Origin of the sequence: Blautia sp. JLR.GB0024 (assembly GCF_037000545.1) — a bacterium.
GTDB lineage: Bacteria > Bacillota > Clostridia > Lachnospirales > Lachnospiraceae > Blautia > Blautia celeris.
On record NZ_JBANBF010000001.1, the window covers coordinates 511,649 to 536,560 of the forward strand.

At 47.8% G+C, this 24,912-nt stretch carries 23 protein-coding genes and 1 pseudogene; 10 read left to right on the forward strand and 14 right to left on the reverse strand.

The window, feature by feature from the left end; genetic code table 11:
• Positions 1-50 precede the first annotated feature (50 nt).
• On the forward strand, positions 51-803 hold the full coding sequence (locus V8Q34_RS02325; RefSeq protein ID WP_004607960.1) for a Shedu anti-phage system protein SduA domain-containing protein: 753 nt from the start codon (positions 51-53) through the stop codon (positions 801-803).
• A 10-nt stretch (positions 804-813) separates the two neighbouring features.
• Here the strand turns inward: V8Q34_RS02325 and V8Q34_RS02330 are convergent, their stop codons facing one another.
• The 9 genes from V8Q34_RS02330 to V8Q34_RS02370 form a co-directional block, all read right to left on the reverse strand.
• Positions 814-1,002, reverse strand: a complete 189-nt coding sequence (locus V8Q34_RS02330; RefSeq protein ID WP_004607959.1) for a hypothetical protein — start codon at positions 1,000-1,002, stop codon at positions 814-816.
• Positions 999-1,709 (reverse strand): DUF4366 domain-containing protein, encoded by a 711-nt coding sequence (locus V8Q34_RS02335; protein WP_004607958.1) that lies wholly within the window; start codon positions 1,707-1,709, stop codon positions 999-1,001. Before V8Q34_RS02335 ends, V8Q34_RS02330 begins: the two co-directional genes overlap by 4 nt.
• Positions 1,702-1,980 carry a DUF4315 family protein gene (locus V8Q34_RS02340; RefSeq protein ID WP_004607957.1) on the reverse strand — a complete coding sequence of 93 codons (279 nt, stop codon included), beginning with the start codon at positions 1,978-1,980 and terminating at the stop codon, positions 1,702-1,704. Before V8Q34_RS02340 ends, V8Q34_RS02335 begins: the two co-directional genes overlap by 8 nt.
• Before the next feature lie 38 nt (positions 1,981-2,018).
• Complete coding sequence (locus tag V8Q34_RS02345) at positions 2,019-4,088, reverse strand: C40 family peptidase (RefSeq protein ID WP_007037045.1); 2,070 nt, start codon at positions 4,086-4,088, stop codon at positions 2,019-2,021.
• A 35-nt stretch (positions 4,089-4,123) separates the two neighbouring features.
• On the reverse strand, positions 4,124-5,083 hold the full coding sequence (locus V8Q34_RS02350) for a DNA-methyltransferase (protein WP_006876012.1): 960 nt from the start codon (positions 5,081-5,083) through the stop codon (positions 4,124-4,126).
• Complete coding sequence (locus V8Q34_RS02355; RefSeq protein ID WP_006876011.1) at positions 5,080-7,518, reverse strand: VirB4-like conjugal transfer ATPase, CD1110 family; 2,439 nt, start codon at positions 7,516-7,518, stop codon at positions 5,080-5,082. The genes V8Q34_RS02350 and V8Q34_RS02355 overlap by 4 nt, the downstream gene beginning before the upstream one ends.
• Positions 7,469-7,870, reverse strand: coding sequence for a PrgI family protein (locus tag V8Q34_RS02360; RefSeq protein ID WP_007037042.1), 402 nt, complete (start codon positions 7,868-7,870; stop codon positions 7,469-7,471). Before V8Q34_RS02360 ends, V8Q34_RS02355 begins: the two co-directional genes overlap by 50 nt.
• 177 nt (positions 7,871-8,047) lie before the next feature.
• Positions 8,048-8,917: a VirB6/TrbL-like conjugal transfer protein, CD1112 family gene (locus V8Q34_RS02365; RefSeq protein WP_002584320.1), complete on the reverse strand. Its 870-nt coding sequence runs from the start codon at positions 8,915-8,917 to the stop codon at positions 8,048-8,050.
• A gap of 19 nt (positions 8,918-8,936) precedes the next feature.
• Positions 8,937-9,152: a Maff2 family mobile element protein gene (locus V8Q34_RS02370; RefSeq protein ID WP_002569168.1), complete on the reverse strand. Its 216-nt coding sequence runs from the start codon at positions 9,150-9,152 to the stop codon at positions 8,937-8,939.
• 61 nt (positions 9,153-9,213) lie between these two features.
• Between V8Q34_RS02370 and V8Q34_RS02375 the strand changes: the two genes are divergently transcribed.
• Positions 9,214-9,363 carry a hypothetical protein gene (locus V8Q34_RS02375; RefSeq protein ID WP_004607952.1) on the forward strand — a complete coding sequence of 50 codons (150 nt, stop codon included), beginning with the start codon at positions 9,214-9,216 and terminating at the stop codon, positions 9,361-9,363.
• A 200-nt stretch (positions 9,364-9,563) separates the two neighbouring features.
• Here the strand turns inward: V8Q34_RS02375 and V8Q34_RS02380 are convergent, their stop codons facing one another.
• From V8Q34_RS02380 to V8Q34_RS02400, 5 genes are read right to left on the reverse strand one after another with little or no spacing between them, the layout of a single operon-like run.
• Positions 9,564-9,734: a hypothetical protein gene (locus tag V8Q34_RS02380; RefSeq protein ID WP_002569167.1), complete on the reverse strand. Its 171-nt coding sequence runs from the start codon at positions 9,732-9,734 to the stop codon at positions 9,564-9,566.
• Positions 9,721-11,529 carry a VirD4-like conjugal transfer protein, CD1115 family gene (locus tag V8Q34_RS02385; protein WP_007037036.1) on the reverse strand — a complete coding sequence of 603 codons (1,809 nt, stop codon included), beginning with the start codon at positions 11,527-11,529 and terminating at the stop codon, positions 9,721-9,723. The genes V8Q34_RS02380 and V8Q34_RS02385 overlap by 14 nt, the downstream gene beginning before the upstream one ends.
• A complete protein-coding gene (locus V8Q34_RS02390) occupies positions 11,526-12,002 on the reverse strand; it encodes a PcfB family protein (RefSeq protein ID WP_007037035.1) in 477 nt (158 codons plus the stop codon). The genes V8Q34_RS02385 and V8Q34_RS02390 overlap by 4 nt, the downstream gene beginning before the upstream one ends.
• A gap of 41 nt (positions 12,003-12,043) precedes the next feature.
• A complete protein-coding gene (locus tag V8Q34_RS02395; RefSeq protein ID WP_002569164.1) occupies positions 12,044-12,265 on the reverse strand; it encodes a DUF5348 domain-containing protein in 222 nt (73 codons plus the stop codon).
• 31 nt (positions 12,266-12,296) lie between these two features.
• Entirely contained in the window at positions 12,297-13,280 is a 984-nt protein-coding gene (locus V8Q34_RS02400) for a DUF6017 domain-containing protein (RefSeq protein WP_007037034.1), read from the reverse strand.
• A gap of 255 nt (positions 13,281-13,535) precedes the next feature.
• Here V8Q34_RS02400 and V8Q34_RS02405 point away from each other — a divergent pair, with 255 nt between their 5' ends.
• From V8Q34_RS02405 to V8Q34_RS02440, 8 genes and pseudogenes are all read left to right on the forward strand, one after another.
• Positions 13,536-15,071 (forward strand): recombinase family protein, encoded by a 1,536-nt coding sequence (locus V8Q34_RS02405; RefSeq protein WP_442893841.1) that lies wholly within the window; start codon positions 13,536-13,538, stop codon positions 15,069-15,071.
• 1 nt (position 15,072) lies between these two features.
• Positions 15,073-16,764 (forward strand): recombinase family protein, encoded by a 1,692-nt coding sequence (locus V8Q34_RS02410; protein ID WP_335834723.1) that lies wholly within the window; start codon positions 15,073-15,075, stop codon positions 16,762-16,764.
• Complete coding sequence (locus tag V8Q34_RS02415) at positions 16,761-18,332, forward strand: recombinase family protein (RefSeq protein WP_335834724.1); 1,572 nt, start codon at positions 16,761-16,763, stop codon at positions 18,330-18,332. The genes V8Q34_RS02410 and V8Q34_RS02415 overlap by 4 nt, the downstream gene beginning before the upstream one ends.
• A 127-nt stretch (positions 18,333-18,459) precedes the next feature.
• Positions 18,460-18,672 (forward strand): annotated as a pseudogene (locus V8Q34_RS02420) (tyrosine-type recombinase/integrase); the annotation flags it as partial.
• A gap of 161 nt (positions 18,673-18,833) precedes the next feature.
• Positions 18,834-19,298 (forward strand): low molecular weight protein-tyrosine-phosphatase, encoded by a 465-nt coding sequence (locus V8Q34_RS02425; RefSeq protein WP_335834725.1) that lies wholly within the window; start codon positions 18,834-18,836, stop codon positions 19,296-19,298.
• A 60-nt stretch (positions 19,299-19,358) separates the two neighbouring features.
• Complete coding sequence (locus V8Q34_RS02430; protein ID WP_335834726.1) at positions 19,359-20,570, forward strand: helix-turn-helix transcriptional regulator; 1,212 nt, start codon at positions 19,359-19,361, stop codon at positions 20,568-20,570.
• 379 nt (positions 20,571-20,949) lie between these two features.
• A complete protein-coding gene (locus V8Q34_RS02435) occupies positions 20,950-23,265 on the forward strand; it encodes an alpha-L-rhamnosidase-related protein (protein WP_335834727.1) in 2,316 nt (771 codons plus the stop codon).
• Between the two features lie 430 nt (positions 23,266-23,695).
• Positions 23,696-24,910 carry a hypothetical protein gene (locus tag V8Q34_RS02440; protein ID WP_335834728.1) on the forward strand — a complete coding sequence of 405 codons (1,215 nt, stop codon included), beginning with the start codon at positions 23,696-23,698 and terminating at the stop codon, positions 24,908-24,910.
• Positions 24,911-24,912 lie beyond the last annotated feature (2 nt).

Sequence of the window (24,912 nt, forward strand, 5' to 3'; positions counted from 1 at the left end):
TTTGAAATTGGTTTATACTTTAAGCATTACTATAAGAAACAGGTGACAATATGAAATCAATACATACTTTCGATGTTTTTGCTCCTACTGATGAACAGGAAGAAGCAATGAATAAAAAACGTGGCGGGCATTACAGGCGCGGTAAAAACAAAGAAATGGATTACTTTATTGAGTGTGCTACTTCGCTATTTCCCAACAACCATTATTCAAGGTTCACACCTATATATGATACGACAAAAGAGTTTTATCAACTGATTACTTCTTCCGATACAACAGAAAGAGCTATACTAAATTGGATAGCTTCTAATCGTGCATGGAATTATTTGTTTGGCTTATTACGGCATTATTACAGAACAGGACACCATGACGATAATTATATCTTTCCAGAGTTCAAAATCGGGTCGGCTTATGTGGCTGATTATCTGCTCATAGGTAATAGTTCAGACGGTTATCAATTTGTCTTTGTGGAATTAGAAGCTCCCAACGGGCGGATAACAAAAGAAAAAGGTACTCGTTTCGGGGAAGTAATCAATAAAGGGATTGAACAGGTTAGGGATTGGCAAATGTATATTGCTGCAAATTGGAATGTAATTGTAGCAGAATTGGAAAAGCACTCATTCTCCAATACAAAGTTACCCAGACAATTATACAAATATTGCCCTTATCAAATCTACTATGCTGTGATAGCCGGACTCCGTAAAGATTTTGAGAATATTCGTGATAGAAAGCTCCAACTGCAAAATGAAAATAACATAACACTTTTGCATTACGAAAATCTCATAGATGTTGCAAACGAAAATTAAAAGTCCATTTTCAGCGTTCCGGCTCACTTGCCTTTTTCTCCTGTACCTGTTTCAGACAGTAGCCCACACAAGGGAGCTGCCCTTTGTACGGACAGGAAGCGCAAGCCGGGGAATGGGGAACGGGCGGCGCATTGTCACGCCGCCCGCCCGGTCTTTGTATCATCATCTTTTCAAAGGGATTGTCGGTAAACAGGGTCATGCTTCCTCGTCCTCCTGTTCTTCATCAGAAAGCCCGTCCCCCTCGTCCGGCTCGTCCTCGTCGTAGTCGTCAAAATCGAAATCTTCAAGGTCGGTGCCGCCCTTGACGTTTTGCTTCGGCTTCATAAACTTAAAATAATAGAACGCGCCCCCGCCGCCAAGAAGTGCCACGACAAGGAAAAGCACAAGCCCGCCCGCATTGCCTTTCTCTTTGGGCAGCTCCGGCGGTTCCTCGGTTTCCGGCTCTGCTTCCTTGCCGCTGCAAGCGGTCATGTTGTCCTTGCAGACGGGGCAGCTCACATTTACCTTTCCGGCTTCGCATTTTTCGGTGCAACTGCAAACGGCGGGCGGGGCTGCTTCGGTGCTTCCGTCCTCCATAAGTGCTAAGAGGTCGGCTTCGTCCACTTGATTAAGGAAATGTACGGTGTTCTCGCCCTCGTCGTCCCGGTCAATGAGGATATAAAAGTAATTGCCGTTTTTGGTCGTTACGGTGATAAGCTGCTTGTTGCCGCCGAAATCGTCTACAAGGGTCGCGTTCCCGTCCGGGGTAAGGGGTTCTTCCTTTTGGGGTTCCTCGTAGACAACGCCGCTGTCGTTGGTGTCGTCCTCTCCCTCCGGGGTCTGTGCAAAAGCGGTGACGGAAAAGCCGCCCGAAAGCATAAGGGCGGCGCAAAGTGCGGTCAGTGTTCTAAGGATTTTCTTATTCATTCTCGGTGTCCTCCATTTCTTCGGTGTCGTGGTCTGCGGGTTCTGCGGGGTAGCCCGGCGCGGCTTCCATGCCCGGAATACCGCCCCCGGAAAGCATAGCGGAAAGCTCATGCGGGGAAAGGCGCATGGAGCGCACAAGCTGTACGATTTGCAGGTTTTCCGCTTCGGTTTTCTGCGCTTCAAGCCCCCTTAATTTATTCTGGTACTCGGTGATTTTCTCGCGGGTCTTTGCAATCTCCTTGTCGATACGTTCAATTTTGTTCATAGCCATCAATAAATTTCTCCTTTCAGATTTTCATTTTTTTGTTGTCAGTTCCAATTCATTAAGCCGTAGCCCTTGATACAGGAGTAATTGACGGGGTAGCTCTTTATCTTGCAGGCGTCGCCGGAATTGCCCTCGACGGTATAGACGCGCTCCCCGTCCGTCCCGATAACAAGCCCTACATGGTCTGCGCTCCCGTCCCCGTCCCAGTCGAAAAAGATAGCGTCGCCGGGGGCGATATTCTCATAGCCCCTCGCGCCCCATTGCCCGCGTGACTGGAACCAGGGTACGCCCTGTGACTGGCACCCGGCAAAGCGCGGCTCGCTTTTCCCGGCTTGATTGTAGCACCATGAAACAAAACAGGCGCACCATTCCACGCGGCTGTTAAATCCGTACCAGCTCCAAAAGGGTCGCCCGCCTACGTTGCCGACTTGCCGCTTCGCAAGGTCTACAACGGCGGTGTTGCCGGGGCGTGTGCCGTTTACAAGCTGTACGCCGCTTAAATCCTCGGACGCGCCCATATCGGGGGAGCCGCCGCCGAAAATCAGCGGCTTGTTTCCGCTTGTTTCCAGATAGACGCGGTACATTTCAAGCTGCTGTGGCGTTAGAAGTTCCTCCGCAATCTCGGAAATGGGCTTGTTCGTCAGCTTCACGTTGAGGATATGGTACTCGTAGGGTACTTCCTCGCTGGTCGTTTCCCCTGTTTCCGGGTCTGTGCTTGTTTCTGTGCGGTAGCGGATTTCCGTTTCTTCCGTCAGCGTCAAAGTGTACTGCATGGCAAAGACGCGGTTTAGTTCTGCCTGTGCGCTCTGCGGGGTGTAGGTCTGTAAAAGGGCGGTGAGGTAGGACGCTAACTCATGGGGGTTATGCCCGATACTGTCAAGGTCATAGCGGTATTCGTCATAGCCGGGGTGGGTGCTTTCGATATTGTCAATCTGCTGCTGAAGCTCGTTTTCCTTTGCGGCGTAATTATTTTCCGTCGCCACAAGGTCGCTGTCCTCCGACGTGTAGGAAGTCCCAAGTATGCCGTTCATCAAGCCGGAGAACATGGAGCCGCAAGAGGAAAGCCCCGCCGATACCATGATGAATAAGAGCAGCGCGGCAACGGCGATACATACGCCCGCCGGGTGCCGCCCTACAAAAGCGATTGCCTTTTTTGTTTCCTCGGCGGTCTTTTTTGCCGCCTTGCGGGTGTTCTCTGCGGCTTTCTGCGCCGTTTTTGCGCCGCCTTTCCTTGCCGACTTTGCATACTGCCGCTTGATTTGCTGCTTCTGCATGAAGCGGGAAAGGGGATTGCCCGCAATCTGCGGATTGTCATGTAGGGATTTATGGTACTGGAAATCCACATTCGCCTTGAACGCCGCTTTCTCTGCCTTTGCCGCCGCCCGGTAGGGTTTGAGCTTGTGGCTGCGGTAGCCCTCCTTGACTTTCCGCGTCCCGTACTTTGCGCCGCGCTCTGCCAGTTCTTCGGATTTGTGCGCCCCCTCAACGCCGGAATTGTCCTTTTCAACGGAATGTATCTTGTTGTGGACGAAAATACCCGCTTCCTGTGCGGGGCGGGATAGCGGGTTATTGTGGGGCTTATTCCTTCCTATGGGCTTTTCCTGTTCCTCAAAATGTAGGCGGGTCTTGCCTTTCCCGGTGGCTTCATCAAAGGTGCGCTCCCGTACAAGTTTCTTTTCTTTGGGGATAGCCGCCTTTGCCGCGTCCAGACGGTCGGCTGCTTTGTCCGATTTTCGGATATACCTTTCAAGCTCCGGCGTTGCCCGTTCCTCGTCGGTAAACTGCAAGCGGGAAGATTTTTCTTTTGCTGTGGCTTCTGCCTGTGCTTTCCTCGCCGCCTTTTTGCTCGCCTTTCTGGTACGCGCCCCGTCGATACGCTCCAAGACGCGCTCGGCTGCGGCGGTGTCCTGTTCCCGTTCTGCCCCCGGCGCATGGGGAAGCGGCGGCGCGGCGGCTGTGGGCGCGGGAGCTGCGCCGCCCGGTATGGTCTGCGCTGCCTGTTCCGGCGGCTGCGGTGCTTCGGTCTTTGCAAAGTCCGCGTCCCTTATCCGCTTGCTGATACGTTTCTTTTTCCCGGTGGCGGCGTTTACCTCGACAGCCCCCTCGCGGGTCATTTTCTGCGTGACTTTCTCACGCGCTCGATACTGTTTTATTTTTCTGTCCCTCCAATCCGCGCCCTTGCAAGGGCGCAATACTCGGCGTTTATCTCAATGCCTATATAATGCCTGTCAAGCTGCCTTGCGGCTGCTCCCGTCGTGCCGCTGCCGAAAAAGGGGTCAAGCACAACGCCGCCTTTCGGACAGCCCGCCTTGATACAGGTTTCGGCAAGTTTTGGCGGGAACGCGGCGAAATGCCCGCCCTTGTAGGGTACGGTATTGATAAGCCACACGTCCCGCCTGTTCCGCATGGTCGGCATGAGGGCTTCGTCGTAGTAGCTGCCGCTTCTCGCCCGGTTAAGCCCCTGTACTTTCCCCTGTCCGGGTACTTCGTCCGCATATTTCTGTCCCGCGCTGCGCCCGGTGCGGTACCGCGCCGCCGTTGTGGGGGCTAACGGCTCGGCTATGGCGGCTGCGTCATAGAAATATTTCTTTGACTTCGTAAGCAGAAAGATATGTTCATAGCAGCGGGTAGGGCGGTCTTTCACGCTCTCCGGCATGGGGTTTTCTTTCTGCCAGATAATGTCGCTCCGTAAATACCACCCGTCAGCGCGTAGGGCAAAAGCTAAAAGCCAAGGGATACCGATTAAGTCCTTTTGTTTGCAGCCGGAAACGCGGTTGTTTTTTGCAATCTGCTGTCCGTTTCTGCCTTTCGGGTTCTTCGGGTCTGCATGGTAGCCCTTGTTCCCTGTGCCGCAGTAGGTGTCCGCGATATTCAGCCAGAGCGTACCGTCAGAACGCAGTACCCGGCGCAGCTCGCGGAAAACCTCGGTCAGCCTGTCAATGTACTGCTCCGGCGTGTCCTCCCGCCCAATCTGCATATCAAGCCCATAATCCCTAAGCGCATAGTAGGGCGGGCTTGTGACGCAACAGTGTACGCTTTCCTCTGGAAGCTCCCGCAAGGCATAGAGCGCGTCCCGGTTGATGATGGTGTCAGTTTTCAGCCCGTTCATGCTTCGCCCACTTCCTCCGGCTTCGTCGTCATTACCCGGTAAAGCTCGGTGTCTTTCGGGAAGCGGTCTACAAAGGGCAGCACCACGTTCCCGTAGAAGATAAGCCCCTCGCCCGCTTCGGTGTGGGTGACATATTTCATCTGCTGCGGGGAGATGTTGAGCTGCTTCGCAAGGATAGCCCGGTCGCCCGCCGCCTGATTGAGCATGAGGACAAAATCAGAGTTTTCAAAGATATTCTCCACTTCGCGGGAAGCAAGCAAATCCTTGACATTCTGCGTAATGGCTGTGGGTATGCCGCCCCATTTTCTGAAACGCTTCCAGATTTCAACGGAATAGGCGGCGGTCTGTTCCTCTTTCAAGAGAAGATGAAATTCGTCCATAAAATACCGGGTGGATTTCCTTTCTGCCCGGTTGACGGTGACGCGGTTCCATACCTGGTCCTGCACAATGAGCATACCTAACTTTTTGAGCTGCTTCCCAAGCTGCTTGATGTCAAAGCAGACAAGGCGGTTGTTCAGCTCCACGTTGGTACGGTGGTTGAATACGTTAAGGCTCCCGGAAACATACAGCTCCAACGCCGCCGCAATACGCGCCGCTTCCGGCTCCGGCTGCTTCAAAAGCTCGTTGTAGAGGTCGCCCAAGATAGGCATTTTCTCCGGGTCGGGGTCTGCAAGGAAAGGGCGGTACACGTTCCTAACGGCGCGGTCAATGACGGTCTTATCGACGGGCTGCAAGCCCTCCTTGCCGCCTATGACAAGCTCGCAGAGGGAGAGGATAAAGTCGGATTTCAGCGCAAGGGGGCTGTCGTCCTCGCTGTAATTGAGGTTAATATCCATAGGGTTCACATACTGGGGCTTCCCGTCAATGCCCTTGCCCGTAGGGGATAAGCGTATCACTTGCCCGTCAAGCCGCTGCACAAGGGAAAAATACTCTGCTTCCGGGTCGCAGATAATTATGTCGTCGTCGGTAATGAGGAAAGCGTTTGTCATTTCCCGTTTGGCGGCAAAGGATTTCCCGCTTCCCGGCGTACCCAAGATTAAGCCGTTGGGGTTCTTTAGCTGCTTGCGGTCGCAGAGTATCATGTTGTTACTAAGGGCGTTTAAGCCGTAGTACAAAGCCGCGCCCGTCTGGAAAAGCTCCTGTGTGATAAAGGGGATAAAGATAGCGGTGCTTGACGTGGTAAGCCCTCTTTGAATGGGGATAAGGTTCTCCCCAAGCGGTACAGAGGACATAAGCCCCGCTTCCTGTTGGTAGTCAAGGCGGGTTAAGGCGCAGTTGTTCTTCTGTGCAATGCCCGCCGCCGCGAATACGTCATTTTCCAGTTTCCGCTTCGTGTCCGCCATGTTCACCACAAGGAACGTCAAGAGGAACATTCTTTCATTCCGGCTCTGCAAGTCCTGTAAGAGATTCTTCGCTTCGCTGCCGAAAGTGGCAAGGTCGGACGGTATAATATCCATGTCATAGCCGCTGCGTACCGCTTTCTTCTGTTCCTCGATTTTCATTTTGTCAAGGTCGGTAATCTTGCGCTTGATTGTCTTTATGGCTTCGGTCTGGTCGATACTGTGGATATGCAGATTGACGATAACGCCCGTTTCCAAGTCCAGAATGTCAGATAAGATACGGTCGTTTAATTCCGGCGCAAGGATTTCAAGGAATGAAACCGCGCCGATTTTGCGCCCCATGCGGAAATAACGCCCCTCGCCAAAACGGAAAGAGGACGGGGCGATAAAGTCCTTTGTGGAAAGCCCGGACGGGGCAAGCCATGAAAAATCAAAGGCAAACTGCCCGCCCTCCGGGTGGAAAATGCCATGCAGCATTTTAAGGCGTTCATAGCCTGTCATGGGGCGGGCAGACACGCCCAAGAGCTTAAAGTTGTTGAGTACGTCCGTTTCGATACGGGCAAGGCGGGATTTCGCCGCGCCCAGACTGTCGGCTTCAATGGCAAAGGTGATATATTTTGCTTTGACAAGCCCGTTGTTGCCCTTTGCAAGCTGGTTTTTCAGCATATCCCGGTATTCTGTGCGGATAGAATTGAAAGCGTCCTCCTGTGCCGGGATATTGACCGCCTTTTCCGCTTCGCCGCGCTGCGTCCCTTGATTGATGAAAGAAAGCTGCACCGAAACGGAAGCGTCAAAGTAGTTGAGGAAGTCGCACCAGTTCTCAAAAATGGCGGTCTTGTCGTCTGCCTGTGCAAGCTGATAGTTAATATCTTCAAAGGCGACGGTCTTTGAGTATTTCCGTCCCGTAACCTTGCAGATACCGTCCGGGTACATCTGGATATAGGGGATTGTCTGCTGCGCGGTGTGGGCTTTCCCGTCGCCCTTTGCCTGTCTGATGATTTCCGCAATCTGCTTTTTCTCGGCGCGGGTGAGCTTGCGGGGCGGGTTAGGCTTTGTGCTTCCCGCCGCGCTGTTTCTTCGTGTTTCCTTTTGCAATCGCTGATACCTCCTTTTCAAGTTTTCTCTGCCGTTCTAAGACGGAATAAAAGTTGTCTGTCCTGTATGGTCGTTCTTTGGGGGCTATGAATTTTGTCCGTATGATGTTCTTCACCACCACTTCAAGGGGCTGTCCATGCTTCTCATACATGGCAAAGAGGAAACAGGGCAGCATGACGGCAATCATAGCCATAGACGCAAGGCTTGTGCCTGTGCTGTCTTTGAGCAGAAAGAAAAGCGGCAAGCCGAACAGGAGAGCCGCCGCAAAACATACAATCTGCCGTTTGGTAAGGTTGAAAGCTACTTTTGTCTTGACTTTGGATAAGTCTTTGGGTACGGGTACATACGCCAAGTGAAAACCTCCTTTCTCTGGGTTTGGTGTTGCTGTAATTTTCCATAAGGGTAATCAAGGCAAAGGTCAATCTATGCCCTTTGCCCGCCCGTATTATATGGGGGTTATCCGCGTCAAGGTCGGGTCGTATTTTCGCCGCTTCGCTCTGAAAATCTCCACCCTGCCCTTGACACGCCGCTAATGCGCGGAGAATATCGACTTCGCCAGTGCGCCGGATTTGAACAGGGAGAAACAGAGGATAACGGTATAGGCTGCAAGGGAGAATATCGCGCTGTGCAGATTGTCCGCTATTATCATGTTGTTTACCAGAACCGCGTAAATGCCGACGCATATCATAATGAGGAAGCCTTGAAAACCGATAGCGAACAGGGATTTTAGGTAGTTGTTTCCTATCTGCCCCCATTCCCGGTTCGTCATAGTTGCAAACGGGATAGGCGATACCGAACAGTAAAGGTAAATTTCTATCATGCGCCCGTAGAGGATAACGGTTATCAGTACGGACATGATTTTCATGCACAAGCTCACAAGGCTTGTTTCCATGACAAGTAAGAGCAGTTCGGGGATTTCCATAGCGTCAAGCCCGCTCTGCATGGAAGCAAGGGCGGCGGCAACATCAATCTCTGTGCTGCCGCCGATTACCCCCGCCGCGCCGGAAACAACGTGCTGCGCCATATCGAACACCGCCATAGTAATGTCAAAGGTGTGCGTCACAAGGTAGACTGCCACAAACGCCTTGAACACCCACTTGAAGAACATGGAAGTGTCAACGTCGTGCATATTGTTCTTTTCCGTTACCATGCTGATAAGCTCATAGCATAGGACGTAGGTAATGACAAGCCCCGCAATGGGTACGATTACATTTTCACTAAGGGTCTGTATCATGGAGAATATATTTGCGTTCCACCCTTGCGGGGTCTGCCCTACCTCTGCGGCGATAGTGCCGACTTTTTCGTTTACGTCCCCGAACATAGTTGACAGATTACCGTTTATGGCTCCTATGAGGATTTCCTTTATCCATTCGTTAATCGCGTCAAGTATGCTCTGCATAAGCCTTTACCCGCGCTTCTTAACCGAACAAGCCGGAAAGCAGCGGTACAAGGGTCATGCCGATAAGGGCAACGCCGCCGCCCGCCATAAGCTGCTTCATGCCCTGGCTCTTTGCGCCCGGATTGTCATTGCCGTAGCCCTCCATCAGATTGATTACGCCCCAGATACCAAGCCCGGCTCCAAGTGCTACAACAAGGGTCTGCAAAACGTCTACTGCGCTATTGAAAAATGCCATAAATATATCCTTTCTGCCGCGTCTGCGGCTGTCCGGCAAGCGGACAAAAGGCGGTCAGCGTATGGTCGCCGCCGCACAAAAAAACCGCCCTCTGGTAAAGGCGGCTGTCCCCGCGCTGCGTAAGTTCTGCGGCGCGGCGGTATTCAGTTGTAAGGGGTGCGGCTCCTGCCGCTGTGTACTGCGCCGGAAAGTGGGGGCGCGTATCATGTAGCCGGTATGGATAGATGTGATTGCTTCAATCGCTCCTTTCTGTGTTCCGCTGTGCTGCCGGACGTTTTTTTCAGACTTGCGGGAAGTGAATAGCTTGCGTAGCAAGGTGTTCGCTTCCCGCAAGTTCACAAAGGGGTAGCTGCCGCAAGGCAGCGTAGGGGAAGTGTAGCTTCCCCTGTCCCCCGGCGGTCTGCCATGCTGTCACTGTTGCGGGATAAGCCCCCGGCGCGTGACATACTCCGTTGCAAAACGGCGGTGTTCCGCTTCCTTTTCCCGCCAATACTCCCATAATGCAGCGTCGGCGGCTTCCGCAACATTCATTAAAAACCGTTCAAGCTGCTTTTGTTTTTCCTCTGCGCTACGTTTCCTCATGGTCTGCGTCCTCCTGTAAGTCTGCCGCGTCAAGCTCGTAATAGTCAAAAACCTCGTCGGGCTTGACAATGGCGGGGCGGCGTTTAAGGTGCTTTTCCATGTCAAAGGCGTTCTTCGGGTCTGCGTCGGACAGGTACTTGTATTTCGGGTGCTTCGTTATGTCGAATTTGTCCGAAAAGAACGGGCGCACCCCGCGTAGCTGCAAGATACATTTCCCTCCGTCCATGACTGCAATTTCATCTTCCGTCATAAGCTGCTTTCCCAATTTCTGATAGTTCAGCCCATGCGAAAGCTCCCGCCCCCTTGTTTCGGACGTGTTAAAGCTGTCTATCGTTTCTTTTCCTAAAATTTCCGATATTTCTTTAAGGGTGGTTTTCTCCTTGCCGCCCAAGAAAAGCGTGGTGTCGCAGTTGCCGACTATGGTATCGGCGTTGTCTTTGTAAATGGCTTTTAGCTGTGACTGGCTCTGCAAGATGATTGACGCGGATATTTCCCGGCTCCGTATCGTTGCAATGAGCTTTTCAAACTTTGGTATCTGCCCGATATTCGCAAATTCATCAAGTAAGCACCTAACATGGACGGGAAGCCGCCCGCCGTATTCATCATCTGCCTTGTCACAAAGCAAGTTGAATAGCTGTGTGTAAAGGATTGAAACGACAAAGTTAAAAGTGTCGTCGGTGTCGCTGATGATGACGAAAAGGGCGGTCTTTCTGTCGCCTATGGTGTCAAGCTCCATTTCGTCGGTTTCCATAAGCTCCCGCAGCTCCTTAATGTCGAATGGGGCTAACCTCGCGCCGCATGAGATAAGTATGCTTTTTGCGGTCTTGCCCGCCGCAAGTTTGTATTTTTTGTACTGCTTGACTGCAAAATGTTCCGGGTCTTTTTCTTCCAGACGTTCAAACATGAGGTCAACCGGGTTCTGGAAATCCTCGTCGTCCTCGCGGGCTTCCGACGCATTTATCATCTCAAGCAGCGTCGTGAAGTTCTTCTCGTCCTCCGGGGCTTCATACCAGATGTAGCCGATTAGCGCGGTGTAGTAGAGCTTTTCCGCTTTCACCCAGAAATCCTCGCCGGATTTTTCCCCGTCGCCTTTGGTGTTGGCGATAATGGTATTGACTAACTTCAAAATGTCCTTTTCGCTCCGCAGATAGGCAAAGGGATTGTATTTCATGGATTTTTTGAAGTTAATCGTATTTAGCACTTTGATACGGTATTTGTACCGCTGTAACATTTTCCCGGTTTCCAAAATCAGTGTTCCTTTCGGGTCAGTGACGATATACGACGTTGGAAAATCCTTTGACGTACATTGCATGAGCGACGGTTTCACAAAGAACCGGGTCTTGCCGCTGCCGGAACCGCCGATTACAAGGATATTTTTGTTTCTTGCGTATTTCGGCTGCTTCGGGCGGCTGTTCATGGTGAGCCGTTCCGTCTGCGTTAAGGGGATATTGTTCTCAAATACCGGGTCGGTGTACGGCTTTATGTCGTCAGCCCCGCCCCAACGCGCCGAACCGTATTCTGTCCCGCGGCGGTATTTCTTCGCGTTCTTGCCTTTGGTGTAGATAATCAGCCGGACAATGACCGCCCCCGCAATGCCTAAAGCTAAGTCTGCCGGGTGGAAGCTCGGCGCGATACTGGAAAAGGCGGCGGTAAAACCGTCCCCAAGATGTAGCAGCTTTGCGCTTGCGTCCGCGCCGGGGGAGAGCCGGACAGCCGCGCCCACTTTATCAAAGAGCCAGACAAAGAGCAGATACGGGAGATTTAGGATAAGCAGCTTCTTGATTTCCGGCTTCATAGCGATACCTCCCTGTCCTTGTTCTTGACCTTTGCCCGTTCCGCGTTTCTGCCCTGTGCAGCTTCTTTGAGGGTAGAGAGCAGCTTTCGGATTGAGGGCTTTTTCTCCTGTGTCAGCTTTTTTGCGGAAAATTCCTTAAAGGCTGCGGTCAGTACGTCCGCGTCCCGCCCCTTGAAGAAAACCAGATAGCGGGGCGGGCTTTCCGTCGCGTCCTTTTTCAGCGCAAAGTCGATACCGTACTTTTTCGCCGTACTCTCAAAGGCTTTGATATTGCCCTCGGTAATCTCAATGTTGGAAACGCCCGCGTTCTGCTTCATAAGCTGCTTTAAGCTCTGCTTGCCCTGTGGCGGTTTTGCAAGCTGCTTTTTGCCCTTTGACAGTATGGCTTTCATTGCCTTTTGGAGCGTCTGCGCGGTCAGCTTCCCGGTCTTGATGTAAAGGGCTATGGTCTTTTCGTTTACTTCGTCCTGCAATTTGTCGCGTCCTCCTTTCGCGTTTCTTTATGGGGCGGCGGTCAGATACGCACCCGCAGCCCGTTCAAGTCCTCGGCTCTGATACCCACAAGATACCAGTTGTCGCCGTACTCAATCCGGGTCGGCTTCCACTTGCCCCGCACGAATACGTCAAAGCACTCGCCGCAATGCAAGCCCCCGTAGTAGCTGTTTAAGTCAAAGCGGATGTCGTAACGGTCGGTGCGCTCGTCAAATACCAATGCTCCTGTCATTTTCTGTGCCATAATAAAATCCTCCTTTTGTGGTTGTGGGTGGTTACAGGCTTTCGCCCTCATTGCATGAATAATAGTCCGGGTCGCCGTACTGCGGCTTTTTCGGTGACAGTGCGCCGCTTGCCATGTCATGGGCGACAAGGGAAGTGTAGTAGTTGCCGATTGTGGACGGGGCGTTGAAAAGGGCGGCTTTCAGATATTGCTTGATGTTGCGGATTTTGGTTGTGTTCTCCCGCATACAGTCAAGCACAAAGCGGATATGCTCGCCGTCTAGTTTCATAAACTTTGACTTCACAAGCTCTGCCGGGTAGTCGTCCCCCGCAATCCGTACCCGCTTTCTGGCGGTGCATACGGTTTCAAGCATGAGGTCTACAATCTCGTCCAGCCTGTCACTGTCAAACTTCATGTCCTGTTTGAGAATGTGGTAGTCGATATTGTCCTTGATGATTTCCCGGTATATATCAACTGCGCTCTGTGCTGCCGCTTCCGTTCCTTTCCGTTCCGGCGGCGCAGCCGCTTCTCTGCAAGGAGAGGGGTTAGGGGAAAGGATAGGAATGGAATGGGTACTTGATAAATCTGTATTTGATTTTTCTTTTTTTGGTAAGTCAGTTCTTTGTATATCTTTATTTAATTGCGTTGGATTTTCCAACGTAGGTTTTTCCAATGTTGGTTTTTCCTGCATTGGATTATCCAATGTTGGATTTTCCAATGTAGGTAAATCCGGCGTAGGCGGCTGCGGCTGCTCGAATATCACATAGTCCGCGCCCCGCAAGCGTCCTTTCTCGTCGCGCTCCCTTGAACGGACGATATACCCGGCGCGTTCAAGTTCCTTAATGGCTTCGCGGATAGCGTCTATCTTCTCCCGGTTGATAAGGGATAAGCCTTTCAAGGTGTAGTCCCAATCTTCGGGGAGTGACAGCATTTGCGACAACAGCCCCTTTGCCTTTAGGGAAAGCTCCTTGTTGCGTAGGTGGTGGTTGCTCATTACGGTATAGCCCTTGTTTCGTTCCACTCTGAAAACTGCCATAGTTCATAGCTCCTTTGCTTTGGATTTGTTACGCAGTAGAAGCGCGGTTTCGGGGGATAAGGTATAAATCCCTTTCCGCGCCAGATACGCGCCCGGAAAACCGCTTGTAGCAAGGCTTTTTCTGCCCCTACTGCGTAACAAAGGGCATGAAAAAAGCGGCGTTCCTGTTCTCCCATGTAGAGAGTAAGAAACGCCGCTTCTGCGTCGTATTCAGTTTTTAGTACAATACCCTGCTTGTCCGTCGCTCGAAAAACCTTGATTTTCCAGTGTTTTCAAAAGTATCGTTATCTAACGTCAGCTTTTGATCGTCCTGCATTCCAGGCAATGCTGGAAGATATCCGGCGTGGGATTGTAGACTGCGTAGTGGTAAAAGATTTATCACGATTTGGAAGGGAATATATTGATTCCGGGAAGTATATCGAGAGATTATTCCCGGCTCTTGGTGTGCGTTTTATTGCCATCAATGACAATTATGACAGTCTCAAGGGAAAGAATCAGGCAGACGAAATTATTATCCCATTTAAGAATTTAATCAATGATGCTTATTGCCGTGACATTTCTATTAAGATCAGGAGTAATCTTGAGATTAAGAGGAAAAAAGGTGAGTGTGTGACTCCGTTTGTAGCTTTTGGATACAGGAAGACAAAGACAGATAAGCATAAATTAGAGATTGATCCATCTGCAGGCAGTGTAGTACAGGATATTTTTAAGATGAAGCTGCAGGGAATGAGTCAGGATGCGATCGCTAATCGTCTAAATGAACTGGGTATTCTTTCCCCATTTGAGTATAAAATCAGCAACGGCAGTCGTTATGAAACAGGCTTCCGGCAGAAAGAACAGGCACTTTGGAGTTCCGTTACCGTCCGCAGGATACTGGAAAACGAGGTTTATATCGGAAACCTTGTGCAGGGAAAAAGGACGACACCGAACCATAAAGTGAAGCAGACTTATGTGAAACCAGAAGATGACTGGATCCGGATTGAGAAAAATCATGAGCCATTGGTGAGTGACCGTGATTTTGAAATTGTTCAGAGACTTCTGGGCATGGATACACGTACTTCGCCTGACCAAAAGCAAGTATATCTGTTATCCGGAATTGCTGTATGTGCGGATTGTGGTGCACCTATGACAAGAAAGGTTTCTACTGTGGCAGGGAAAAAATATGCTTATTATCTATGTTCCGCAAATAAAGAAACAAAACGCTGTTCTAGTCATAGAATACCGGAAAAGGATCTGGAAGATGCCGTACTGGTGATGCTGAAACAGCATATCCAGAATATCCTGCACCTGAAAAGAGTCCTGGAATTTGTTGGTACTGTGCCATTTCAGGAGATCAATATGAAGAAGCTGCAGGACAGGCTGGAGAAGAAAAAACAGGAGACAGAACGTTGTAAGGAGTTACGGATGATGCTCTATTCGGATATGAAAGAGGGCATTGTATCAAAAGAAGACTATGTAGAGCTTCATGCAGCCTATGGAAAGAGGCTTAGAAATGCGGAAGAGAGTATCCGTGCAATCCAGAAAGAAATGGATAGTGAGCTGGAAAAAGCAGACAATGCCAATACCTGGCTGGATTATTTTGTGAAATATCAGGATATTGAAGAACTGTCCCGCACAGTGGTGGTAGAACTGATCAGGAAAATCAGAGTATATGATAAAAAGAATATAGAGATCACTTTTGATTTTGATGATTGTTATCAGACATTGCTGAATCAATTACCGGCTATGGGAGTTGATACGGTAGTAGATGATGATAATAATCTGCAGGTCAAGGTAAAGGAGGTTGTATAAAATGGCACGAAAGAGTAGGAAAAACATTCCGACAGTAGTCGGCAGTGCAACCGTCCAGACAGAGGTGAGAAGACCATTCCGGGCAGGATTGTATGCCAGAATTTCAATGGAAACAGAAGAAACATTAGAAAGAGGGACGATAGAAACCCAGGTGGAATTGATGAAAAACTTTGTAGCAGATACGGAAGATATTTCGGTTGCGGAAGTTTATAAGGACTCAGACTATTCAGGTACAAATTTTGACCGTCCTGGATTCGTACAGATGATGGAAGATATCAAGCATGGAAAAATCAATTGTGTTATTGTAAAAGATTTGTCCAGACTTGGAAGAAATTATGTCGAAACCAGCAACTATATTGAACGAGTATTTCCGTTTTTTCATGTAAGATTCCTGGCTGTGACAGATGATTTCGATTCCTTCAGAGAGGGTGTGGATCTTACAGTTCCACTGAAGAATATTATCAATGAGTTCTATTCGAAAGACCTTGCCAAAAAGAGCAGCAGCGCAAAAAAAGCTCTTTGGAAAAAAGGAAAATTTACAAGTGCCTGGGAACCGTATGGTTACAGAAAGTCAGAAGAAGACCATCATCAGCTGATCGTTGATGAAGAAGCTGCAGAACATTTGAAAAGTATATTTTCTATGTATATGGATGGCAGGAACTATAGTGATATTGCAAGACAGCTCAATAAAGATGGAGTTTTATCGCCGACTTTACAGAGAAAATTCTATAAAACCGGTGAGAAGCCGCTTCCGGAGTCAAAACCCTGGAACAATTATGAAGTGAAACGAGTTCTTCAGGATGTTCATTGCACAGGTGATTCTGTATTTGGAAAATATCAGCAAAGTGTTTTCCAGGGAAATAAACAGAGAAATCGACCAGAGAGTGAATGGGTGCATGTGGAGAACACGCATGAAGGGATTATAGATAGAGAGTTGTTTCAACAGGTACAATCTAAAATCCAGGAATATACGGAAGCTTATAAGAAGAAACATCAGCAGAACAATGGGGCTATTAGAAACCATAATTTCTATACAGGAAAGATATGGTGCGGAGGCTGTGGCAACCGCATGACGTTGTCCAGAGAAAGAAATGGCACATTCTTTTATATCTGCGGAGCCAATACTAACCATAAATCCGGAGGAAAGCAATGCAAAGGGCACAGAGTCAGAAAAGAATATGTGGATGGCGATGTTCTTCGCCTGATCCAAACGCATATGAAAACCGTATTGGATACAGAAAAAATGATTCAGAAAATGAATGCAGCTTCCAAAAATCAGACACAGTACCTGCTTTTGGATAAAGAGGTAGGAAAACTTCGACGGGAACTAAGCCGTATCAGTAAGCGTAAATCGGATTTATATGAAGACTATTCCGAACGTTTGATTACAGAAGAAGAATACATACAGTTTTCTCGGATCTATTCCAATGAAATTGAGAATATCAAGAGCCGTCTGGACACAGTATTGGCGGCACAGGTTCGGTATTCCCAGGATTACCACATTGAAGAAGGCTGGGGAAATGTGATACATACTTATATGTCAAAGCGTAAGCTGACAAAAGAAATGGCAGATGCCTTTGTGGATTCAATTATTATCCATGGTAAGTATGATTATGAGATCAAGCTGGTATATGACGATCAGTTTGCAGATTTACAGAAACTAAAGAAAGAGAAGGAGGCGCAGTCAAGATGACAGATCTTAGAAAAACAGCTGTTTACATCCGTTTGTCTGCAGAAGATGACAATGTAGATGGCAGAGCCAAAAAAGAGAGCGACAGTGTAACTTCTCAGAGAATTCTGTTAAAATCATTTGTAATTGATGAGCTGGGTGTAGTTGAGTCGGATATTCTGGAATATGTGGATGACGGTGTCAGCGGTACTCATTTTAAAAGGCAGGGATTTCAACAGCTGCAGGATGACATGAAAAGCGGAGAAATCGGCTGTGTAGTTGTGAAAGACTTTTCCAGATTTGGAAGAGACTATTTGGAAGTTGGATTTTATATTGAATATATTTTTCCACTTCTACAGATTCGATTTATTTCGATTAATGACAGCTATGACAGTGCAGTAAGTAGCGGAATGACTGGTGGAATGAATGTAGCATTGCAGAATCTGGTATACAATATGTATAGCCTGGATTTGTCCAAGAAAATTTCATCAGCATTGCAGACAAGAACGAGAAATGGTACACGCCTTCCGGTAAATGCCAGATATGGCTATAAAAAAGGAAAAGATGGAAGGCTGGAAGTAGATCCAGAGGCTGCAAAAGTCGTGAAAATGATTTTTCGGATGGCAGCGGAAGGAACAAGTTTTGCGGATATTACAAGGGAATTGAACGGACAGGCGATTGCCACTTGTGATGAGCAGAAATTATCAAGAGGGGATCAGGTGCAGTTCCAGAGGTTTGACACGATCAAAAAGAAACACTGGAGCCCTACGACAGTAGCGGCAATTGTCCGGGATGAGATTTATATTGGAACCAGAATCTGGGGAAAAACACGTTGCAGTATGCATACCGGTCATAAAGCAGTTCTGAATGATGAAACAGAATGGGTTCGCCTGGAAAATCATCATACGGCAATTATAGACAGGGCATTGTTTGAAAAAGCAAATGAAATGCATCCGAAAAAGAAGAGAAGTGTTGCGGAATCACGTACCAATTTTACTCTGGAAAGACGTAAAAAACAGCCGGCATTGTTGCTATGTGCTAACTGCGGGCATTCTCTGCTAAAAGAAACAGAGCATTTGCTGAAATGTTCAGATGCCCGAACCAATGGAGATCCTGTGTGTCGAAGTCTGGTGATCCGGCGGGAACCGTTGGAGGAGAATATCCTTGGGCTTGTTCATCAGTATGCAGCGTCAATATTGGAAAAAGAAAAGAAAGTATCTTCCAACAGGCAATGCGACGACAAAGAGATCAATACCGCAGAATTGCAAAAACAGAGCCGACAGTTGACCTCGGAAAAGATGAAACTCTATGATGATTACAAAGATGGTCGTATAGATCGTGATTCGTATAAGCAGAGAGCAGGAAAGATAAGTGTACAGCTGGAGGAAATAAAACGAAAGATAGAAGATGCGGAGAATAGTAAAAAGCTTCTTGAACAAAATGAACTTTCTGATAAAATAAAACTAAAAGATTTCTTGGGAATTCAGAAGTTCGATACAGAGAAGCTGCGTGAGATTATCAAGGTGATCCGTGTTCATAGTCAGGATGAAATCGAAATCGAATGGAATTTTGACGATATTTTTTCAGAATAGAGGTAACTTGAGCAGGACAAGAATGACTTACCAGAAGATAATAAAGGTGCTGGGACTACCTGATGGAAGCGTCAGATAGTCTTCGGCAGAAAAAAATAAAATTTTTTTTGTCCTATACTTGACACATCCACATGTGTGCAGACACACCTTTTGTAGTAATATGGCGAAGTCAGGAATGAACCCGAAGACACTTCAATATATTATGGGGCATAGTGATATTGCAGTTACCCTCAATGTCTATACTCATTTAGGCTTTGAGGATGCGGAAGAAGAAATGCTGAAAGTTGCAGATGATACCTCTATGAAATCGACAATGCACCGTAAAAGGTGCGTGTCGTAAATCATTTGAATTTACGACAGAATTTACGACAAATGATGGCAAAAGCAAGCGAATTTATGCGTAGTTATACTAAGATATGTTCAAAATGCCTCTGTCGTAGAAATGCCTAAAAGTGGCGTAAAATCAAGGAAAATCAAGCGTTTACAAGGAGTTTAAAATATATGATAAAGGTACTTTTTGTCTGCCACGGCAACATCTGCCGTTCCCCCATGGCCGAATTTGTCCTAAAAGACATAACCCAAAAAGAAAACCTATCCAACAGTTTCTACATCGCATCCGCTGCCACCAGCACAGAAGAAATCGGCAATCCCGTACACCACGGAACCAGGAACAAACTTCGTGAAGTAGGCATTTCCACAGCGGGCAAATACGCGGTGCAGATGAAAAAATCAGATTACGCAAAATATGATTACCTCATAGGCATGGATGCGTGGAATATCCGTAACATGAACCGCATTGCAGGCCACGATCCGGAACATAAGATCTGCCGCCTGCTGGATTTTTCAGAGCATCCCAGAGACATCGCAGACCCATGGTATACAGGGGATTTTGAAACAACATATTCCGATATTGTAGAAGGCTGCCGGGCCTTTCTGGAGACTTTGCGGCGTCAGAAGAAAATCTGATCCGGCTGCAGGCAGCAGAAAAAGCCATCAGCCAAAAAACAGCAAAGAAGGTCTGAAACAATGCAGAAAAGCCAAACGCCACAATCCCGATACCTGTTAACGCACCTGTCAGAGCTGCAGGGCGTTGGTATATTTTCTTTAAAAGATAACAACATCATTTCATATCAGAAAAATTCTGCTCACAATCCTTTACACCATTGCGCAGAACTGCAATGTTCCCTGGCAGAAAATGCAGAAAAACAAACAGTTCCATACATCTGTAAAGACGATTACCAGGCCTATTTTGTTTGTATCAAGGCACCAGATGCGTACTATCTGGCTGGCCCAATGTGCACGGTTTTCTTTAATAAAATTGAAAGACACAAGTTCTATCGCGCATATGGTATCCCGGAAGATGCAGAGAAGAACCTTCGCCAGTTTACGGTTACTGAAATACTTCAGACAGTCTGCATACTTGCAAAAATTGTGTGCGATGCAGAATACACGGATCAGCAGCTGTTGGATGCCAATCATCTGGTTCCGGTCACGAAAGAACAAGAAACGGAAGAGCAGATTTTGTTTACCTTAAAGTCTGAGGAAGAAGACTTTTACCGCCATTCCTATCAGGAAGAGAGGAAACTTCTGGATATGGTGCGTGAGGGGAATGTGGAAGAGGCAGTCCGTTTGTCAAAAGATATGGATGCGGAAGTCGGAAAACTGGGAGCCAGTGAGCTGACCCATTGGCGGAATATGCTGGTTGTAGGTGTGACTTTGTGTGCTCGCGCGGCGATTGAGGGCGGATTAATGCCATATGCGGCTTATCGCATGAGCGGGTATTACATTAATAAAGGGTCAGAATGTAAAGATATAATGCAGATTCTTGCCTATCGGAATCATGCCATAGAGGAACTTACAAAACGTGTCTGTGAGCTGAAGACTAAGCGCCATACTTCCAGTTATACAGAGCAGTGTAAGGATTATGTAAAGAAGCATTTCAAAGAAAAAGTATATCTGGATGATATTGCAGGTAAGCTGGGAATCAGCAGCAGTTATTTATCACGAATTTTCAAAAGAGAGACAGGCATATGTATCCAGGACTATGTGAACGATATAAGAATTGAACGTGCTGCAAACCTTTTGATTTATTCAGAGGAATCGATTCCGAGAATAGCAGAGTACGTCAATTTTCCGTCACAAAGTTACTTTGGAAAAATTTTCAAAGCGAAAAAGAACATGACACCAAGACAGTACCGGGAATCCTATAAACCAACAGAATTTTTGGAAGAAAAATAGAAAAAACAAAATTGTATAAAATATGAGGAATAACAAAAGAACGTAGGAATAGCAAAAAGAACAAAAGAAAGACAGCACCAGTAAATAGGAACAAAATAAAATCAAAAAGAACAAAATACAGATATATCCATTTGCAGATTCCTGTTAAGATATCTTCAACAAAATAACTGAGGATTCGCTGCCACTATGAGTGGAATGACAACCACGAGTGGAGCGACGAATCTTCAAAAAACGGAACAGAAGCGGTGGGAACGGCAATCTATACATACCTATATTCCCCAATATTACACACCCGTTCCCATCAACAAAACAGGAATAATCACAGGCAGAAAGACATTAGTCAAATTGCCGGCGATCACACTATCTAAAGGAGTTTGCCATGGAATATCTGAAAGATTCAAACTGGGTCTGGTGCCCGTCCTGGAATTCGGAAGACAAGGAAAAGCCGCGAATCGTGTTTTTCCGCAAATCAATAGACATAGACGGAAAAATAAAGGAAGCAGCCCTGCACATATCCGCAGACACTCGCTATAAACTATATATCAATGGAAAATTCATAGAAGCAGGACCTTCCAGAGGCGATCTGCAGATATGGTTTTATGATACCATTGACATAATGCCATATCTGAAAGATGGTATAAATGTAATCGCAGTCTCTGTTCTCCGCTATCCTCAGGACCCGGAAAAAGGTAATCACGGAATGTTCCGTACACCGGTACCGGGCCTTTACGTGAAAGGGGAAATACGGACTGTCAGCGGAAAACAATATGCGTTGTCCGCCGACGCATCCTGGAAATGCAAAAAAGATGATTCCGTCTTATTTATTCGGGAAGAGGAACGTTTTGCTCCTCTGATCATACATGAAAATGCCATAGGAAATCCGGAACTCTTCGGCTGGAAGACAGATACCTATGATGACAGCCTATGGGATGCGGCAAGACCGTATATCAATAAACAGATTTCAAAAGCCATCAGCCCGGGTAATTTATATCCCCGGACTATCCCTTTTATGTACCGGAAAGAGCGTCAGTTTTCCGGTGTTATGGATGTTAAAAAATCCGGATATACCGGTCAGGATTGGAAAGATTTTATAAATGGGAAAAAAACTTTAAAATTCCCTGCAGAAACCGAAGAAATTATAGAACTTGACGCAGGAGAAGAAATGACAGGATATCTGAAAACAGAATTTTGTCACGGAAAAGGATCCAAAGTGCAATTCCTCTATTCGGAAGCTTACGTCCAAAATGGTTTTACAGGACCGGAAAAAATTCCGGTAAAAAAAGACCGAGCAGATAACATGAACGGCCATCTGCAGGGCTATGAAGATACATATTCTGTGGGTGGATTTGGCAGTCCGGATATGCCGGAAACTTATGAACCTTATTGGTTCCGTACCTTCCGTTTTATACGGCTGCACATCATTACAGGACAGGAACCGCTTACACTCTGCAGCATGCATTACGAAGAAACAGGATACCCTCTGCAGGTGCAGACAGAGGTTACAACCTCCGATAACACTTTAGCAGACATTTGGGATGTCAGCGAAAGAACTCTGAGACGGTGTATGCATGAAAGCTATGAGGACTGTCCTTTTTATGAGCAGCTCCAGTATATAATGGATGCAAGGCAGCAGATTCTCTACACATATGCAGTCAGTGCGGATGACAGACTAGCCAGGAAATGTCTGGACGATTTAAAACGTTCCCAGCGGTATGACGGTCTGCTGAATTGCTGCTATCCGAACTGCAATCCCAATGTGATTCCCGGATTTTCCGTTTATTATATATTGATGGTCTATGACCACATGATGTATTTCGGTGACAAAAAGCTGATAGAGGAACACATGCCGGCAATTCATCAGATCTTAAACTTTTTTGATAGAAATCTGACCCCGCAGGGATATGTGGGGAAAATCGGAGGAATGAATATGGAGACTCCCTTCTGGTCTTTTATTGATTGGGCAGAGGAGTGGAACGACACCACAGGAATGCCTCCGGCCGGGGTGAATGGACCAATTACAATGGAAAGTCTATTATATATTTACGGCCTTCAGCATGCTGCAAAGCTGGCGTTATTTTTGGACCGAAGGGAAGAGGCGCACAGATTTTCGGAAAAGGCGGAAAAAGTCAGGAATGCTGTCAGAACCTATTGTACAGGGAAAAATAGTATGCTTCAGGACGGCCCCGGAGTCGAGGAATACAGTCAGCACTGCCAGGTGTTTGCGGTTTTGACAGATACTGTAGATACAATTACCGGGACCGGGAATCTGTTGGAAACCATAAAAAATAAGAAGTATACCCAGTGTACCGTTGCCATGTGTTTCTATCTCTTCCGGGCTCTGGAAAAGACAGGACTGTATCAATATACAAACCAGTATTGGGAGATATGGAGAAATATGGTCAGAAATCATTGCACGACCTGTGTGGAAGCAGAGGCATATGCCAGGAGTGAATGCCACGGATGGGGTGCTCTTATTTTATATGAACTGCCCTGCGTCACGCTTGGGGTACGCCCCGCAAAACCCGGATTCCGAAAAGTCCGCATTGCTCCCACAGCGGGATATCTGACACATGCGTCAGGGAAAGTAAAAACACCGGTGGGTGATATACAGGTGTCATGGAAATTGGAACATGGGAACTGTAAAGTGGAGTATACGGTACCGGAAGATATAGAGGTGCTGCCTGCGCCTGTGTGAAAATTTCCTCACCTTTATAGGCGGAGGCATAAATCGCCAAAACAAACTCAGCGGCAGTGACGGACAGGGAGAAACCGTATCCTTCACGGACATGAGAGCAAGCCTCGCATCCATATATGACGTAATCATACGCTGTGAAATTACCGAATGTAGATTGAAACAAAAAATAACATTATTACATAACCCCTTTTACATACAGGCTGTAACACCAGAGCAGCAGTCTGTATGCAAAAGGGTTTTTATTATTTTACCAGATAATGATATATTTTCCGTCCATCCCTAAATGCTCCCTCCCTCCTTTCCCCATCCCCACACAACATCATTATTACAACAAAATAATTACAAAAACAACAAAATAACAGTATATCAATTTCCCGTCCACTGCTATTATAAATACATCAAAACACAAGACAATCAAAGGAGAAAGCACATGATTTCAGAACGTTTTTACGGAATCGGGGAACCGCTGATCCAGCGGGAGCGGGATACCCATGTACCGGCAGCAGAATATCTGGATTTGGTAAAGGCATTGGGATGTACGGCATACCGTTCCTGGATGCATCTGACAGAGATCCTGAAGGACCCTCTTACACCTGATGAGGAGGCTGTTTCCGCTCATACAGAGCTTTTGGACAGGGCAGTGGAGCTGGATCTGGAAGTGACGGGCATGAGCCACGAGTGGTTTCTGCCGGAGGGATGTATTCAGCATACAGGGCATGCAGTTCCAAGGAGAGATTTGACAAAAGGCAGTCTTTACCGTCAGACACTTGAGATGCTGGAGCAGTCCTGGTTTACCATGGTATCCCTGTTTCCACAGGTGTCCCAGTGGGAGGTGGGGAACGAGTGGAACATCAATGCATTTCTGCAGCCTGACGGATTTCTTGACAGCGATATGTCAAAGCCGTTTAGCCCGGAGGAGAAGCTGGATATAGCGGTTGACCTCATGTATTTTGCTGCAAAGGGCATCAGAAGAGCGAACCCCAATGCAAAAGTTGTTTCCTTTTCCCCGGCGCTGAGCACGCCCTGGCTGGGAGGAAATCTGCCGGACTTCCTGCCGCCCATGTATGGAATCGCGTGGACTCTGGACAAGATTTACAGCCGCATCCGGTCAGGAAAATTCTGGTCCACAGACCCGGATGATTACTTTGACCTGGTGGCATGGCACCCCTATCAGATGAGTACCTGCCAGGATAAAAGAGAGGCGGATCTGTTCCTGCACATTGAGGAACCGGACCATCTGTGGAAGGATTATAACGACGCAGCATACCGTGTCATGTGCAAATACGGTGATGCAGAGAAACAGGTCATCCTAACGGAAACAGGTTTTACAGACTGCGGAGATCCCAAGCTTGAAAAAATGCAGGCTGAATATACACGTAAATTGCTGCAGCTTGCGGGAGAACTCCCTTATGTCCGGACTATCTATAATTTCCGGCTGCTGACCGAGACAGGAATGCTGGAAAAGCAGGGCATAGAGAAAAACCAGATCGGCGGCCGGGCAGAAGTGTACTTCGGATTTTTCGAGGAACCCCATAAGAACTGCAGGCCAAGATTAAAGGCATATGTCTTACAGGAGGCAGCGGGCGGTAACGAAGACCTAGCTGCAGCAGGGAAAAAAGTGGCACTTTTAAGGAAGAAATCATGAGG